12 protein-coding genes and 1 tRNA gene are annotated in these 17004 nt (G+C 40.2%); 4 read left to right on the top strand and 9 right to left on the bottom strand.

Annotated features, from left to right (window positions below):
- Positions 1-205: 205 nt before the first annotated feature.
- The gene (locus AC5JL8_RS18235) at positions 206-481 is read right to left on the bottom strand and encodes a hypothetical protein (RefSeq protein WP_495881101.1); all 276 of its coding nucleotides are present in this window, start codon (positions 479-481) and stop codon (positions 206-208) included.
- Between the two features lie 115 nt (positions 482-596).
- Here AC5JL8_RS18235 and AC5JL8_RS18230 point away from each other — a divergent pair, with 115 nt between their 5' ends.
- Positions 597-881, top strand: a complete 285-nt coding sequence (locus tag AC5JL8_RS18230; RefSeq protein WP_495881100.1) for a DUF427 domain-containing protein — start codon at positions 597-599, stop codon at positions 879-881.
- A 200-nt stretch (positions 882-1081) separates the two neighbouring features.
- Here AC5JL8_RS18230 and AC5JL8_RS18225 read toward each other — a convergent pair whose 3' ends face one another.
- The 8 genes from AC5JL8_RS18225 to alr form a co-directional block, all read right to left on the bottom strand.
- Positions 1082-1702: a Crp/Fnr family transcriptional regulator gene (locus tag AC5JL8_RS18225; RefSeq protein ID WP_495881152.1), complete on the bottom strand. Its 621-nt coding sequence runs from the start codon at positions 1700-1702 to the stop codon at positions 1082-1084.
- A 472-nt stretch (positions 1703-2174) separates the two neighbouring features.
- A complete protein-coding gene (locus AC5JL8_RS18220) occupies positions 2175-5258 on the bottom strand; it encodes a hybrid sensor histidine kinase/response regulator (protein WP_495881099.1) in 3084 nt (1027 codons plus the stop codon).
- Between the two features lie 101 nt (positions 5259-5359).
- Entirely contained in the window at positions 5360-8200 is a 2841-nt protein-coding gene (locus tag AC5JL8_RS18215) for a methyl-accepting chemotaxis protein (protein ID WP_495881098.1), read from the bottom strand.
- Between the two features lie 61 nt (positions 8201-8261).
- Positions 8262-8759 (bottom strand): chemotaxis protein CheW, encoded by a 498-nt coding sequence (locus tag AC5JL8_RS18210; protein ID WP_495881097.1) that lies wholly within the window; start codon positions 8757-8759, stop codon positions 8262-8264.
- Between the two features lie 5 nt (positions 8760-8764).
- The gene (locus AC5JL8_RS18205; protein ID WP_495881096.1) at positions 8765-9142 is read right to left on the bottom strand and encodes a response regulator transcription factor; all 378 of its coding nucleotides are present in this window, start codon (positions 9140-9142) and stop codon (positions 8765-8767) included.
- A 53-nt stretch (positions 9143-9195) separates the two neighbouring features.
- Positions 9196-10266 carry a response regulator gene (locus AC5JL8_RS18200; RefSeq protein WP_495881095.1) on the bottom strand — a complete coding sequence of 357 codons (1071 nt, stop codon included), beginning with the start codon at positions 10264-10266 and terminating at the stop codon, positions 9196-9198.
- Between the two features lie 705 nt (positions 10267-10971).
- Positions 10972-11053, bottom strand: a tRNA-Leu gene (locus AC5JL8_RS18195).
- Between the two features lie 218 nt (positions 11054-11271).
- Positions 11272-12459 carry an alanine racemase gene (gene alr / locus AC5JL8_RS18190; RefSeq protein WP_495881094.1) on the bottom strand — a complete coding sequence of 396 codons (1188 nt, stop codon included), beginning with the start codon at positions 12457-12459 and terminating at the stop codon, positions 11272-11274.
- Between the two features lie 628 nt (positions 12460-13087).
- Here alr and AC5JL8_RS18185 point away from each other — a divergent pair.
- The 3 genes from AC5JL8_RS18185 (at position 13088) to AC5JL8_RS18175 (ending at position 16864) form a co-directional block, all read left to right on the top strand.
- On the top strand, positions 13088-13585 hold the full coding sequence (locus tag AC5JL8_RS18185; protein ID WP_495881093.1) for an HNH endonuclease: 498 nt from the start codon (positions 13088-13090) through the stop codon (positions 13583-13585).
- Between the two features lie 867 nt (positions 13586-14452).
- Complete coding sequence (locus AC5JL8_RS18180) at positions 14453-15736, top strand: DHH family phosphoesterase (protein ID WP_495881092.1); 1284 nt, start codon at positions 14453-14455, stop codon at positions 15734-15736.
- Positions 15737-16123: 387 nt separating this feature from the next.
- Positions 16124-16864: a hypothetical protein gene (locus AC5JL8_RS18175; protein WP_495881091.1), complete on the top strand. Its 741-nt coding sequence runs from the start codon at positions 16124-16126 to the stop codon at positions 16862-16864.
- The last annotated feature ends 140 nt before the right edge of the window (positions 16865-17004 follow it).

Here is a 17004-nt window from a genome sequence, read left to right as displayed (position 1 = left end):
GCGATCGCTTTTTTGGCTGCTTTCTGCGTAGGTAGTTGATACCAAGATTATAAAAGCACAAAATCTTCACTGGGTCTGGGCGTGAATTAAAATATGTGCAGGCATAACTACCGCCAACCCATAAAATTTGGTTGTAACCAATGGCTACAAACAAACACTTTAACGCCAAAGTCAACAACGGCACAATCGAAATTCCTGCTGAATATCAAGAAGAGATACGCAACGCCGAGATAGCAATATGCTTATTGTTTCCGGCTGGCTGTTGTGCAATTACTTCTTTGAGAAATGCGTTATGTTCATAGCTTTTGACAATAACTTCTTGGGTTAACTCATAGACATTTTCTCTGTCTCGATATTCATCTAGCTGTCGGCGCTGCTGCTGTTTGCGTTCCACCAACCGTAAGGGAACATAAACGTTAATTTCAAAACCTTGTTCTGTAGCTGGGCGTCTGAGTCTTGCAGCCTTCTGCTGACTTTTCAACGTCAGGGTGTGTTTACTATGCCCTGACAGTAGAGTTCATTTTGAACTGTCAAATGTGCTGTAAGCTTTGGAAGTGTCAAAATATTATGTGTAAAGTTTATTCACAAAATCACTTATGCCGAAAGCAATTTGGAATGGAGCTGTTTTAGCCGAAAGCGATAACACCGTAGTTGTGGAAGGCAACCACTATTTTCCGGCTGATGCCATTAACAAAGAGTATTTTAAGGAAAGTAATACTCACACCACTTGTCCTTGGAAAGGTGTTGCCAGTTACTACAGTCTCGAAGTTAATGGACAAGTTAATCAAGATGCTGCTTGGTACTATCCCAGCGCCAAGGAGAAAGCTAAGAATATAGAAGGCTATATTGCCTTTTGGCGAGGTGTAAAAGTTGAGGCTTAATAAGAGTTAATCTAAGCATAATCCCTGAAATAGTTTAATGTTTAGGGTAATGGCTCAGATTTAACAAAGTTATTCTTACTAATTTTTGAGGCGGTTGAATTATATCAACCACCTCAAAAATTGATAAAAAATTTTTTGATTCATCTATTTGGCGATCGCGTAGCGCGCCCTACCGCCCAACTGCACTCCGTGCGGTTGCCTCAAAGCTCTGCTTTAAGGAAGCCTGTTCTTTTAGAATAGGCTTGGCAGTATACGGGCGATCGCAAAATTATTTGGCGTTTTTGACGTAACAGTTTTCCTTCTTCTTCAAACTGCTGTAGAAGGCGAGTTATAGTTACTCTTGTTGTATTTAATACTTCTGCCAATTCCTGATGAGTGGCATTTAGGTCTATTAGTTTACCCTCTTCTACATCACGGCCGAATTTCTCGCTTAACCACACCAAAAATTGCCACAAACGCGAAGACACCGGTTTACAATGTACTATACTTAAAAGTTTCTCAGCTTGTTGAATGTGCGACAGTAAAGCGTTGACATCTTGATACCAAAGATGAGGTGGCACAATACTCACTTCTACATTAGTCAGACATTCAATTTGATAAGGCTTGATTTTTGACAAGGGAGAACCAATTAAATCTCCAGTACCCCAGTAACCGAGAGTAATAAATGTCCCATCATCACCAGAGGTTAAAGTGCGAACCGCACCGCGTTCGATTCGCCACACTATGTCATTACGTGGTGGTATCATTTCGCGCCTACTAAATAAACGATATGCTATCTGTTCTTTAAAGGCAGAGTCATAATACACATTTGTGGTATACATCATATAAAGATTTGGTAGATGAAAATGGTGTAGATGCAAGGATAGGCTTAGAATTATTTAATACTTGCAATCACAGCAGCCAAGCGAGATTTAACACTCATATCATCTATGTGTCACCATTGGAATAGTGGGTATAACGATAATTATTTTATGGTTATTTCTGACACAGAAACCAATAAAATATGCTTTTCTATAAAAATCCGGTTTGATTTTTGAAAAAATTCCGTAGCCTTGAAGCTTACACCCATTTTCAGGTAATAAATAGACCAAGCTGTAGGCACACGGCAATGCTATGTCCTGACGACAGATGTAGTTCAAATACATGAAAACTGCTGTCAGTGTAGGGGTGGGCAATGCCCACCATACTGGTCTTCCAAAAATCAAATACTAGTCCTATACATGAGCGGTTTTTATTGGGATGAATTACAGATTTATTTGTGTTTATTTGTGATTCAGTAATTCTTTTACGAATTTAATTATTAGATGCGACTTTCCCAGTTGCAGAAAAAATTATATCCTCCAGAGTTCGGAGTAATTCTTGCTCGTTATAAGGTTTAGAGAAGTAGGCTCTTGCACCCAATTGAATTGCTAGTTGTCGATGTTTATCGCTACTACGAGAGGTTAGCATAGCAACTGGTATATTCTTCATATCATCGTGAGTTTTTACACGCCCTAAGAAGCCGTAACCATCTAGACGAGGCATTTCAATATCGCAAATTACCGCTTGAACTTTCAAGCCACTCTCAAGTTTTTCTAAGGCGTCTTGACCGTCCTTAGCTTGTTCTACTTGATAACCTCCTTTTTCCAGAGTTAAAGCTAAGAAGCGCCGAACATTAATTGAATCATCAATAATTAAAATCGTGTTTTTCTGGGTAGAAGGAGCCGCCACTGACGGTTTGCTATCATGGGAGTTCAAAAACGCTGTTTTTAACCGAGTCGATGGTAATTGATGATTTTTAGGAGTGCGCTGATTAGTGGCAATCCAGTACAATAATTCATTGGTATTAACTAGTGCGACTACGCGACCATCACCGAGAATCGTGCAATTATTAAAGCCATGCGGTAGCGGTATATTACCTTCGATTTGGCGAATAGCAACTTCTTGCTCACCCCAACAACGGTCTATTTGCACCGCCACCGGCTGATTACCGCTTTTGACTACTAACACACTGCTGGCATTAATTGCTGGTGGAGTTTCTAACTCTGGGGTATCGTAGCGCGGCCCGTTAAACTCTAAGTAGCTGCCAAGGCGAATCAATGGCAACATCGTGCCTTGCCAATTGATTACTTCGCTACCTGCGATCGCAAACACTTGTTCGTTATGCAGTAAAAAGATTTCGGAAACTACATCTGTGGGGAATGCTAATAGCATTCTGTTGCTTTCTACTAACAGCACTCGTGCTACTGAAAGTGTAAACGGTACTGACAAAGTAAAAGTAGTGCCAACTCCTAGTTCGGTATCAACTTTAATATCTCCCCGCACCAGTTTGAGGTTATTACGGACTATATCCATACCGACACCGCGACCGGATAATGCCGTTACTTGCTCGGAAGTGCTAAACCCTGGTTCAAAAATGAGTGATAACAGTTCTTCATCACTTGCAGTAGTGATCAGAGAAGCATCTAACCCCATAGCTAAGGCGCGATCGCGAATTTTCTTCAGAGAAATACCCCGACCATCATCACTAATACTAATGATTGTGCGATTGCCTTTGTGAGTAGCTTTAATTTCAATCAGTCCTTGTTCTGGTTTACCCAGAGAACGCCTAGTAGCTGGATTTTCGATACCATGATCGAAGGCATTCCTTAACAAGTGCATTAAAGGATCGTTCAATGCCTCCAAGATGCTGCGTTCAATCAAGGTGTTGCCACCTTCAACTTTTAACTGGACATTTTTGCCATATTCTACATTCAAGTCGCGCAAGGCTCGCGGAAAACGCTCGACTAAATCGGATAGAGGACGCATCCTGATTTGCGTCAGCTTGGTCTGCAACTGCTTCGATGTTTTGTTGAGCTTGCGAGCAATTTGATCGGTATCATCAACGCTGAGTTGAACATCAGTTGCAACTTCTTGCACTTGCACAATGGTTTCCATAACTTCCTGCGACAGCAGGTTTAATACGCTATAGCGATCCATTTCTAAGGCATCAAACTGAGTTTCTATACCTTGTGTGTGATGGCTATCATCGCTTAGTAATGTCAACCCAGATGACACGACATTTTGAGTAGTAATTTTGTCGTATGCTGTACGTAGTTCCTGATTTTCTCGTTCAAGACTTTGTACACGTTTGCTAAGATTGCGAGCGAGTTTGCGTAATCTTTCTAGTTGTAAATTCAGCCCATTTCGCTGAATAATCAGTTCCCCAAATAAATCATTAATTTGCTCAAGTTGCTTACTGGGAACTCGAACTGTATTTTCAGGAATTTCTCGGTCTTTGCCGTTACCATTTGACTCGGCTTTGCGTTCAACAAATCTATAATCTGAGGCAGAAATTTCTCGCGCAGCTATTATGTTTGGCTCAGAGAAATTCACTTGAGCAGCGAGATGATCGCCAAACTCTACATTTAAAGATTCTAAATGAGGTGAAACGATTTCATCTTCGGGCCACGGTTGATCATTTTCATCTTCTGGCCAAGGTTCGTCATTTTCTGCTGATACCCAAGCTTCCCTGGAGGTTATATCTATTTCTCTCAGGTGCATTGCACCCTCATCTGTAGCGAGTTCTGCGATCGCCTCTGGCGCTGCGCTCCGCGCAATCGCTGCTGTGGTGTTTGCAACATCACCCAATTTAATTTCTGTAGGCAAGTTATCGATTTGATTTGTCAACACTAAAGCTTGCGATCGCCGCCATGTTTGTAGTGCCAACTGGGAAATTACGACAACTTCATTGGGAGTAGCAGTTCCTAAGTGGTGCGTTATTGACTCACAAAGCTGGGTAAAAGCTGTTAACTGAAGCATTTCACCCAAACCAGCCAATTCCGCTGCCATGACCGTAACTTCTTCATGCAAACAAGGCTGTTCGCTATCTGCCAACAAAGATTCTAGGCGCTGCAAACATCCTTCTACTTCTGTTTCAAACAGCAAAGGTATAATATCTTGCCCATCTTCTGGCGAGAGCATGGTTGTTACGTCTTCCGGGGAGGGGTCGCCTAAACGTTCATGCAACTCATCAAAAACTGGGTAACAAAAAGTTACTAACCATTGCTGTTCAATAATATTTCCTTCTGAGTGCAGCTGCACTATCTGACGCAGCCAGTCAACACCAGATAGCAGTAAACTTTGCAACTGAGTGTCAATCTCTAGCGAGTTTTTTCGGGTTTTTAAAACTTTAAAAGAATCTTCCAGACGGTGCGCTAAATCACTAAGTGTCCGAAAGCCCATCATCCCCGCACCACCTTTAATCGAGTGGGCGGCTCGGAGTGCCCCATTGATTTTGTCTAAATCGATGCGGTCACTTGTGTCGATTTCCAACAATACCCCTTCTAGAGTATTTAGATAATCAGTGGCTTCTTCCAGAAATTGCATCTGGATTTCCAATTCTTTGTCCTGTGACATGGTTTTGGTGAGTTATGAAATTATTGAGCGAATACAGCATTTTTATGTTGTAGACGTTAATTTGTCGTTTGTCCTACTCTACGTGTCTATTGACTCAAGAATTAACTGACCTTGAATGTGCCGACAGTCTCCTGCAATTCTTGGGAAATCTCGACAGTTTGTTGTAGAGATTCAGAAACTCGGTGGGAAGAATCGCTGGTGCGCTGGGACACGGCAACAATTTCTTTCATCAAGTTGCTGACAGTTTGGGATGTTTGTACCTGAGATGTAGTCGCAATGGAAATTGATTGCACTAGTTCGTCTATTTGGCGCGAAACGTCCAAAATCTGACTCAGGCTTTGTTTAGCATCTTCTACAATTCGGGTGCCTTCCACTACCTGGGTAGTTCCCACTTCCATTGCCTGCACCACTTCGCTCGTTTCTCGTTGAATGTTTTCAACAAGTTGTTCAATTTCTTGAGTTGCTGCTGCACTGCGAACTGCTAATTCGCCGACTTCTTCGGCAACTACGGCAAATCCTTGACCTTCTTCACCCGCACGCGCCGCTTCAATGCCAGCGTTGATGGCTAGCAAGTTGGTTTGCACGGCGATTTGGTTAATTAAAGATACTACACGAGAAATTTGTTGCGAAGATTCTCCTAAACGCTTCACTTTCTTAGCAGTTTCGCCAACGGTTTCCCGCAAACAAAGAATGTTTTGCACTGTCAAATCCATCGCTTGTCCACTCTTGGTGGCAGTGTGGGCAGCATGGTTGGCAATTATTGCAGCTTGTTGGGCGCTTTCGGCTACAGCTTGAATTGAATGTGTCATTTCGTCAACCGCATCCAAAGTCCGGTTGATTTCGGCAGCTTGCATTAGCGCTTCTTCTGCTAGCTCGCGGATCGCTCCTTCGTTAGAACCGATCGCAGTATTTACTTGAGTAGCAGCCTGTTTGACTTGGGTAACGATATCTCGTAAGCTTTCAACAATGGAGTTAAAAAAGTCAGCAACAGTACCAATTTCTCCAGCTGTGACATCAGCGCGTACTGTTAAATCACCTCTAGCTGCTCCTTCGACATCGCTGAGTAATTCTAATAGTTGCGTTTGCAGTGTTTCTTTTTGTCGTCGTTCTTCTTGTGTGTCTTGTTGCGCGCTATTTTTGGCTTTCTCTATTTCTTCGATCAGCTTTGCTTGCTCTACGGCATAACCGACTTGAGTTGTAATCTGTTTCAAAAACTCAATTTCTGGCTGTTGCCAAGTCCGCGGACTATCACAATGATGAGCGATTAATAAGCCGACAAGTTGCTCTTGAATGAAAATTGGAGCGATTAAAGTTGCTTTGACTCCAAATTGCTCCAACATTTTAATGTCAGAAGCTGCATTAGAAAGACTTGCTTCTTCGTCAATGTTAGCGATCGCTCGGACTTGCCTTTGTTGATAAAATTCTTGACAGGATTTCCCAAAACAAGGATCGTCAATCTTCACTTTGATCATTTTCGCCCAGCTACCAGCCACAGATTCGGCAACAACTATCCCATCTTTAGTTTCTGGATTGAGTTGATAAACGATTACCCGGTCTGTTTTTAAAGTTTGCTGAACTTCTTTAACTACTGTTTTGTAAATCTCTTCAATTTTGAGGATCTTCCGCATCCGCAACGTTATATCTGCAAGTAATTTCGCTCTTTGCGTTTCGAGTTCTTTTTCTTGCAGCAAAACCTGCAATTGCTCGGCCATCTGGTTAATATTTACACTTAGTATGCCTAATTCGTCTTCTCTTTGTACCTCTAGACGAGTCTTGAGTTGACCTTCACCAAGTTTGCTTACTGCTTCAGTGGCGTGCAAAATTGGCTTTGTGGCATGTTTCGCTAACCAAGCTGCGATCGCCGCTACAATCAATGCGATGACTGCACTTCCAATTGCGATCGTCCACAGTAAGTGTCTTTGCGGTGCAAATATAATATCTGTATTAGTGGCATAAACGATGCCCCATTTCAAATCTGGTAAACCTTCTACTCGTCTTGAAGGTACGTAGCTTAACAATTGAGCTTTTTTACCGATTTGGTTAACAGTAATGAAACTATCTATTTTTTTTGCTGCTATTCGTTTATCTAAACCCGGAAAATCTTTTTTGGCATCTCTACCAACTTGATTCTTTTGCGTCGCTAAAAATAATTTCCCAGATTCATCAATTAAATTGTATTGATGTCCATTGGTTGCATAGTTTTTAATCACCTCTTCTAAAGATTTTGTAGGTATCCGCGCTGCTACCACTGCAATCGTTTGACCTGTGACGCTATCTTTGACAGGCGCAGCCGTGTAAATATTAAGTGAATTCGTAAATCCTGATGCGTGTGGTTGAGTAATGATCGCAGTATCTTTTTTGAGGACGGCTTGAAAATATTCGCTGTCTTTGTAATTAGCAACAGTTTCTGGTGTAGTGCTAACCAAAAGGTCGCCATCTAGGTCTAGTACTAAAATACTATCGTAGACTTTGTAAGTTTCTACAATGCGCTTTAGTTCTGCTTGTTTTTCGTCAGAAGACATCGACCTTCTGATTCTGGGATTTACCAGAAATGGCAGATTCGAGATTATTTGAATATCTCCATACCGTTCCAACATGAAACGGTTGATTTTATCAGTTAAGCTAATTGCTTCTGTTTCTTGGGATTTGGTAATTTGCTTAGTTAGAGATTGGCTAGCGGAACTATAGGCGATCGCGCCAACTCCCAACACTGGTATTGTACCAATAATGATAGATAAGACTGTTGCTTTCGTACCCAAGCGCAGCCGCTTTAAATAGGTAAACAAAGCATTCCCCGAATTATCAACAGTTTTATTAATAGGTATACTCGTTGGCTGTCCTATATTTTCAGTACCTTTATGAGATGAAATCAAAGATGCCTGCTCTTGGGCATCACTACTTTTAGCGTCACTATTCATAGCTGTATCAATCTTATTTAACATAAAGTAATTCCCCTGTATAGGCGAATAAAAACCTAAAAATTTGTCTTTTTAGTATTACACCCTAATTGCTGGAAAGAATAGAAGAATTCACAATAGCCTGTGCATCTAATACTAGGAATATTTCTTGTTGTTGTACAACACATCCAGCTAAATAAGGTACTAAACTAGATGCCACTTGTCCGATAGGAGAATGAATATCATCAGGCATAATCTTAGTTGTACCTTTTATTTCTTGCACAACTAACCCCAAAAGCAATGATTCCACCCGAACAACAATGACATTATACTGGCGGAGTCTATTATCTAAAGATTCTAAATTCAGCATCACTGGCAAATCAATTACCCAAATAATCCGACTCCGCCAGTTTGTTAATCCGAGTATACAAGCTGGCATATTTGGTATTGAGGTTACAGACTCCACAGGCACAATAATCGCCTCTTGTGTATACCTCATTGATAAAACAGCAGCCGTATTTTGATTTAACTGAAACTTGAGATAACCATCTCCCAAGTTATTTTGATTAGATTTAGACAAGACTGTACTTTCTGAATTATTCATTACATTCAAATTGCCAATGATTTAATAGCACGCAAGAGCTGATCGCGGGTGTATGGTTTAGTTAGATAGGCAGCAGCACCTTGCCTCATTGCCCATAAACGGTCAATATCTTGATTTTTAGAACTGCAAACCAAAATCGGAACTTTTTGTGTAACCGGATTCTTTTTTAATGAGCGACATAACTCAAAACCGCTCATTCCCGGCATAACTACATCGGTAATGATGACATCTGGCTGTTGTAATAAAGCTTTTTCTAGAGCTTCTTTTGCGCCAGTTGCTTGAATTACGTTGTAGCCACTTTCTTTGAGATAATAACTCATTAGTTCCAATTCGCTGGGGGAATCTTCAACAATCAGAATTGTGCCAAGCAAAGTGAGGCTCACTACTAAATCTCCTAAAAATTTTTATGAGGTTTACTACCTTATCTATGTAAAAATTAACCAATATGTTTAAACACCATTTTTAGCAATTCTGATTGTGTAAAAGGCTTCGTTAAGTAGCCTGATGCTCTAACTACTTTGGCTTTAGCTCTATCAATGAATCCTGTCCTTCCAGTTACCATAATTATGGGCGTATTCTTGAACTGTGAATGCCTCCGCAATAAGGAACATAGCTCATAACCGTCTAAATTTGGCATTTCAACATCGAGTAAAATTAAGTCTGGCTTGCTCCGGAGTATTTGCATTAAAGCTTTTACTGGATCGTTAATCAGTACTACAGAAAACGTGCTTTCTTCCAAAAAAAGCTTGATGGAATTCAATACGGTTTGGCTATCATCAATACAAGCAATTGTATAGATGCTTTTACTCACAGGAGTCGAAGAAAAGGCGCGATTCCTATCTTCAAGAAGATTAAAATTAGTTTTCGGTAATTGTTGCCCAACCTTCATTGAAGGCTGTGGCTGAGTTTGGGTTGGTTTCGTTGTAGAGACAACTTGGGAACCTGCACCAGCCGTAACTGATGGGGGAATAGTTTGCCGACTTCGTAATTGCCTTTGACAATGTTCGACTATCAAGCGCAGATCCAAACAACAAAACTTTGTTAACTCATCTAAAGAAGTTTCCGAATTAAATTCATAGCTTCCTTCTTTTAAGGCTAGGAATGACTCCAGCACTTCTTTAGCTAATTCCTCTATCAGGATCGCTGCTTGCTGTGAGGTCATATAATCCTGATCTACTAACCAGCAAATAGCTTGGTAATCAGCATTTGATATTGACTGAGTATCATTCTTAGTTTCAAACATCAACCGCATTTGCACGCGAGTAGCGCTGTTAAGAGTAGGGATTTGCTGACTTAAACGCCGCAGATGGCTGTCAAGCAGTTCAAAAATCTTATCTGAATGAGAGGCATAAGTAAGTTTACCGTCCTCTAGATAGATCGACCAAGAAACCGTCCCTGTATATACCCTTAAGCACCCTGTAGCGCGTCGGCTGGTTAGTTGCGCCAACAGTGATATGGGATGTAGTTTTTGGAACAACCTGTAGCTACCTATAGGAGTTGTGCTCATTTTGCGTTTACTTCAGCTAAATTCAATACGTGTAAGCTTAATTTGTACAGAAGCTCTTATACCATACCAATCAAGCTATAAGCTGTTGGTGCCTTGTAGCATAGCATACAAATTTATTTGTTTAAATTTATGATGAAACCTAAGTGCAGCCTTGCTTTCAGATGAAAAACTCTCTGTCAATTTGTAAGCTGTTGTGAATTAGTCTACTTAATACTCGGATTATGGGCCATCATTAAAGAATCAGTCAATAAAATATAAAGTCTCAAAGTTATTGTTTGCCTTTAAGTAGCCTTTATAATATTCCTAGAGTAAAAATACTGTTTAGCTAACAATATTTAACAAATTAGATTTAAGTAATAATACTTAAAAAATTCAAGAAAAATCTGTTTCCAATTTCAGCAGTAAGTAAATTGTCAACTTACTGTTAAGAAATATAAATTAGTGTAATTTTTAATGTGGTTAATACTGAGTTGCATCCCAGCAAATGATTTATGCAAACACGCTTTCTGCCAAGTGGCTTGCACCAGAGCTTTGCTTAACGAAACATCAGCACAAAATTTATTATTTTAGTGACAAGAATTTGTCGTCGTTAATCAAACGACGCTTAATTGGTCATTTTGACCAATTAATCTAACTCAATGACAACAATCTGTCACTGTATATTTTTAAATGCTCTCAATTGTGGAGACAGCAATCACTTAAAAGTGCGGATGAAAGGACTTGAACCTTCACTCCTTTCGGAACTAGAACCTAAATCTAGCGCGTCTGCCAATTCCGCCACATCCGCATCAGTCTACTATCGTAGCATAACAAATTGTCTATGGAAATAGCTAGAAGGATCAAAATTTTGGGATATGAAGAAAAAAGTAAAAAATCAGTTTTTTACCTTTTTCTTCTCATCTTGTTAGGACTTACGTACCGAGTTTGTCCTTTGAGGCTGGGTGTAAGGGTGTAAGAGTTTTACCTCTACCTACACCTGTTGCAAATGCTTGTATTTGATTGCGGCTACATGATAGCAACACGCGGCAAACGATGCTTGAATCCGCAGAGGATTTCCCAAGAAATAGTATTTAATTGTTCTGCCCAATCGTTAGCGGAGATTTGTTCTTTGCCTTGTTGCCCTAGCAAGGTGACTACTTCTCCTTCTTGGATATCGGGTATAGCACTGACATCCACCATTAATTGATCCATTGTAATTGCTCCGATCTGCGGCACGCGCTGACCGCGAATTAATACTTGCATTTTATTAGAAAGATTACGGGGGACACCATCGGCATAACCAATACCCACGACGGCTATACGTAGTTCGTGGGGGGCAATAAATTGATGACCGTAGCTAACCCCAGTATTTGGAGCAATTGTTTTTACTTGAGTGACTCGCGCCTTGAGTTGTAAAACTGGGTGGAGATTAATCGTATTTTCTAAATGTGCAGATGGATAGAGTCCGTAAACGGCTAAACCCACGCGTACCATGTCATAGTGCAATGCTGAATCAGTGAGAGTTGCAGCCGAGTTTGACAAGTGTAAGCATGGTGAATTGATTCCCATAGCTTTGAGTTGAGCGATCGCCTCCTCAAATCGTCTATGCTGTTCTTTCATTACCGTGGGGTCAGGACTATCTGCTGTTGCCAAATGCGAGTAAATGCTGGCAATGGCAAGATGTGGCAAACGCTGCACTAACTGTACGAACTCACCTGTTTGCTGCCAGTTCGTTCCTAATCGAGACATTCCTGTGTCTAATTTAATATGTACAGGTACGGGAGAAGTATACTTAATTGCTTCGAGGGTGTTGGAAAATACCAAAGCTTGTTTAGGGCTGCACAGTGTTGGTTGTAATTTCCAGTGAGCGATCGCGTGAATTTGTTCTGGTGTATGAGTTGCTCCTAAAATCAAAATTGGAGCTTTAATTCCTGCTTCTCGTAATTGAATACCCTCCGGAACTGTGGCAACTCCCAGCCAACTCGCTCCTGATTGTAATACTGTTTGAGCGACTGTAACTGCGCCATGTCCATAAGCATCAGCTTTCACCACCGCCATCAACTGAGTGCGCGGCGATAAAAATCCTACCAACTGCTGTACATTGTGCGACAACGCGGCTAAATCAATTTCTACCCAAGCACGTTGAGAAAACCAGGCATAGGTATCACACTCTTGATTAGAAGCTACACCAGAAATTTGTTTGCTGCTTAACATTTTCACTCACTCCTATCACACCACTAGGCTGCCAGATTATCTGTTTATTCTCCTCTTAGAAGCTGAATCAGATTAATCTGCAAGTCTACCCTTCCTCTCGAATTGACACAAGATCGCTACATAGCAAATTTTTGCTAAATTTACAGCATTGTTGTTGATAATTGATCTCCCATAGGTCTTACCTATGAAAAAGAAGAATTAATGATTTGGCAAAGGTTGTAGGTCAGTCCCTTCTCTGCAAGACTACGCGTAGCTTCCTTAAGCGAAGGGGTACGGGGAATTCAAAATTCACTCATTCAAAATTGAAGATCCCACAGATGAATCTAGGGGGCTTGAAACTCTTGGGTGTTACCGCCCTGACAAGAACAGGATGGAGGACATAGAGCAATTGGAAGGGGCAAAAATTATTCATAGTTCTTTCCCCTTGTCCCCTAGTCTTCTTGCCCTCTTCTGCTCACCAGAAGTGGTCAATTGAAGTGACTTTTACCCTGTAGACATTGTGAGAGCTGATAAACCAGCACTAAATAATTTAATTGGTAAATATGGCTAAAGTATAATTTATTCTCATCTTCAAATCAGAGTATATTTGTGTTAATATATGTAAAACTAATACCTTGAGCGCTTATCAATGGGTAAGGTTTTAGTCCTTAACGCCTCTTACGAACCGCTTAACATAACGAGCTGGCGTCGCGCTGCGGTTTTGTTAATTAAAGGCAAGGCAGAACGCGTTGAACACAACGGTAAATTCCTTTATGCGGATTTTCCATTACCAACCGTGATTCGGTTGCGTCATTATGTGCGCGTTCCCTACAAAGAAATTCCTCTGACTCGCCGAAATATCCTGCACCGTGACGGACACACTTGTCAATACTGCGGTTATATCGGTGATGAGTTAACGTTAGATCATGTGATACCGCGATCGCGCGGCGGGGGTGATACCTGGGAGAATATTGTTACAGCCTGTGTGCGTTGCAATGTTAAAAAAGGTAACCGCACGCCCCACGAAGCCCACATGCTTTTGCGTCATCCCCCCCGTCAACCTTACAGCAGTCTTTATTTTGAGGTTAGCAAGCATCTCAAGAGCGGACTCCACCAAGAGTGGCAAAAATATGTTATAGGACTTTAAAATTACAAATTCTAGCCTGTAAAACACAATAGATTATCACCTCTAATTGCTCTTAGTTGATGCTGAACAAGACAGTATTTTATTGCGTCTCAACAGAAGCTTCAGCTTGATTTAACACGCCTCAACACAGAGTTATGACTTGCTGTGTATTTGCTCATGCTTCCTCCTGGCTTATCAGAGCATAAGCCAGGAGAACTGCATTAAAAAATCTATATCAATTAATTGCCAATCTTTGATTATATCTCATGGCAGAGTAAAACCTGAATTGCATATGTTAAATTTTCAGAATTGTTAAAGTAGATAATAAAAGAACAGTTTTACTTAACAATAAAAATAATTGTTAATTGCTCATTACTTATTAGGATGAGACTATGAGCTAAAAAGCTGTCTAACTTAACAATTAACAGTTAAATATGAAATAAAAATTTTACCACACAAGTAGAAATTTAAAAAATGAAAAAGAAAGAACCAAAAATCTATTATTAGCAGCACAGTTGGCATAGGAAAGCCGTGTAACTGCAAATTTTACACGCAAAACCTTAGAGCCTTTCTAGGCTAGCTATAAGGTACTAGATTAAACTGAATTTTCTATTGTTTCGCTATTGAAGAGAAAAAGAAAGTAAAAAGCTGCATTTATTAGCTATGTATTACACAATTTCAAGTGTAAGAATTACCACCTTCTATTATGTAATTTAGTAGAATTCGGCAGATGGTTGATTAGTTTACTCGAAAAAAATAGGCCGAGATATAGAGTGCCACGTTTCTATATTTTTGCGAAAATTATAATGCGTGGCTAAATCAGTGAACTGCTGATTGTAAGATTTCTTAACAAATCAATAGAGCTTCACGCTTACAAAAATATTTCCTATGCAATTGAACCCTTCCTTGACGCAGTTTGAGAGTTTTTCATTGACTACAGAGTCGAACCAAGAGGATGCTGAAATAGACACAATGCCAGTTGAAGTGCCTCTTAGCAAAACCTCCATACCGCCATCAACAAATGATGGAGGTGTTTACATACTTCAGCGTGGTAATTCTCTGGCGTCTCAAAAGTCAGAAGAACTGCAAAAGACACTTCTGGCACACCGGCACGAGCGTCAGTTGATAATTCTGCAAGATTTTCCTGACCCTGATGCCCTGTCTTGTGCTTGGACTTACCAGTTAATTGCACAGCAATATGATATTAAATGTGAAATTATTTATGCTGGTACTCTAAGCCACCAAGAGAATATTGCCTTAGTTAAGCTCACTAATTTACCTGCCCAGCGCTGGACACTACAAACCCTCAAGGGTAAAGACCTGTCATTTTATCAAGGTTTTGTATTAATTGATAACCAAGGAACTACAAGTCAGCTACTGTCAGCATTGCAGCAAGCAGGAATGCCCTTAGTAGCAGTTATCGACCATCACAGTTTACAGGCAGATCTGAAATCAGAGTTTGTTGATGTCCGTCCTCATGTACGAGCAACAGCAACGATTTTTACCCAGTACCTACAGGCGGGATTACTGACACTAGATAGCAGCATCAATCAACATGTTAAATGTGCCACGGCCTTGATGCATGGCTTGCGATCGGATACAAATCGACTGATGCAAGCCCAAGAGGAAGATTTTATGGCCGCTGCTTATCTAAGTCGATTTTATGACGCCCAACTGCTGAACGCGGTTCTAGAAGCGAATCGTTCCAAGCGGGTGATGGATGTGATTGAGCGAGCGCTCAAAAACCGCATCGTGCAAAATAACTTTTCTATAGCTGGTGTTGGTTACTTACGTTACGATGACCGCGATGCCATCCCCCAAGCGGCAGATTTTTTAGTTACAGAAGAAAACGTTCACACTGCCGTGGTTTACGGTATTGTTCACGACGAAGATGATGAACTAGAAGTAGTTATTGGCTCCCTAAGAACCACCAAACTTACCCTTGACCCTGATGAATTCATTAAAGAAGCCTTTGGGCAAGATAGTACAGGGCGCTTTTTTGGCGGTGGGCGCACAAGTGCGGGCGGCTTTGAGATTCCAATGGGTTTCTTATCTGGTGGTAACGAAAATTCGGCTTATGCAAAAATGAAATGGGAAGTATTTGATACCCAAATCAAGCAAAAATTGCTTAGGTTGGTTAATCCCAAAGACAACCCAATTCAGTCAGAATAAACCTTGGATTAAAATTCAGACCATCGATAGGGAAAGTTCATTAAACACGACTAGAAAATGTTAATAATTCAGCTTTAACTGAATTTAGCTTTGAGCCAAGAAATTTATTTCTTGGCGTTTTATCTACTTTTGGTCTCTGAACTATTAAGCAATGTATGGATTATTATGTACCAACTCACATTGACTATTCCAGAAGAAACTATATTGGCTCTCAAGGTAGCACCAGAATAAATGCTCTTGGTTTTCATCTAGATCCTGAAACACAGCAAATTGTTCTGAAACTCCAGGTGAATCTTTGTGATTCGCAAATTAGTTAAATATACGCAAACTTTTTATATACTAAATAGCTAATATCATGAGGATCATGATTACTCAATGTTGTATCTGATGGAAACTATAGTTTTTCTTTGCAATGGTGAAGCAGAATACTACAGTAAAAAAGGAATTATTAAAAATAGAGAGCTGCCTAGCTTAATAAAATCAGTAATTTCATCAGGTGATTACTATAGAACATCCTGGAGTTGTGGCAATTCCAAATTGATACAAGTTGGAGATAGAGCCTATCTTCAGAGGAGTGGCAATAATGGCAATCAACCTAGTGGCTTTATTGCTGCTGGTTATGTTATAGCTGCACCAGAAGATAAACAATCAAGGCTTTTTGGCAGCAAATATACAAATTTAAGTGAAGCATACATATTCGATTATGATGGATATTTTGCTGTTAACCTACAGATAGATTCAGTTGTAGACTTTGATTTTACTTTGGAACAAAAATATTTAAAAAACTTGCCTCCATTTCAAGGAATAAATTTCAATTTCGGAGGAAGCGGTTGTAGATTCAATAGTAAAGCTGCTTCCTCGTTAGATTCAGAATGGGAGAAGCATTCCCTAATACAACAAAGGCAAGGAAGAGGACGTAGTCTTGTTGATATCTTCTTTGAGCAGGGAGAATATTTTAAGCAAAAGAATGAATATCAAGCTGCAATAGATGCTTATAAATTAGCTTTAGAAGTTGATTTAAAATACGGAAAGGCAATTAATAGAATTCAAAATTGGGAATCAATTATAAATAGAAAAAGGGATATATATCAGTATCCAAAATCAGCGGTAGAGCCGCAGCATCTTTAACTATCGCCAGAGGCGAATGAACTATTACTAGCTAGAGAAAAACTTGATAAAGAAAACTTCTTCAGTGCTGAGAGCGATGCCGAGGCACGACAAAAAATTACAGTATCAATAGCTAGGAGGCAGGGGCAATCAAAGTTTCG

Source organism: Mojavia sp. (genome assembly GCF_059505145.1).
This window is presented reverse-complemented; position numbering and strand designations above follow the sequence as displayed.

What these genes read in the sequence shown, in the direction of transcription:
- AC5JL8_RS18230 (WP_495881100.1), top strand. Translation starts at nt 597, where the DNA reads ATGCCGAAAGCAATTTGGAATGGAGCTGTTTTAGCCGAAAGCGATAAC.
- AC5JL8_RS18225 (WP_495881152.1), bottom strand. Translation starts at nt 1,702, where the DNA reads ATGTATACCACAAATGTGTATTATGACTCTGCCTTTAAAGAACAGATA.
- AC5JL8_RS18220 (WP_495881099.1), bottom strand. Translation starts at nt 5,258, where the DNA reads ATGTCACAGGACAAAGAATTGGAAATCCAGATGCAATTTCTGGAAGAA.
- AC5JL8_RS18215 (WP_495881098.1), bottom strand. Translation starts at nt 8,200, where the DNA reads ATGTTAAATAAGATTGATACAGCTATGAATAGTGACGCTAAAAGTAGT.
- AC5JL8_RS18210 (WP_495881097.1), bottom strand. Translation starts at nt 8,759, where the DNA reads ATGAATAATTCAGAAAGTACAGTCTTGTCTAAATCTAATCAAAATAAC.
- AC5JL8_RS18200 (WP_495881095.1), bottom strand. Translation starts at nt 10,266, where the DNA reads ATGAGCACAACTCCTATAGGTAGCTACAGGTTGTTCCAAAAACTACAT.
- alr (WP_495881094.1), bottom strand. Translation starts at nt 12,459, where the DNA reads ATGTTAAGCAGCAAACAAATTTCTGGTGTAGCTTCTAATCAAGAGTGT.
- AC5JL8_RS18185 (WP_495881093.1), top strand. Translation starts at nt 13,088, where the DNA reads ATGGGTAAGGTTTTAGTCCTTAACGCCTCTTACGAACCGCTTAACATA.
- AC5JL8_RS18180 (WP_495881092.1), top strand. Translation starts at nt 14,453, where the DNA reads ATGCAATTGAACCCTTCCTTGACGCAGTTTGAGAGTTTTTCATTGACT.
- AC5JL8_RS18175 (WP_495881091.1), top strand. Translation starts at nt 16,124, where the DNA reads ATGGAAACTATAGTTTTTCTTTGCAATGGTGAAGCAGAATACTACAGT.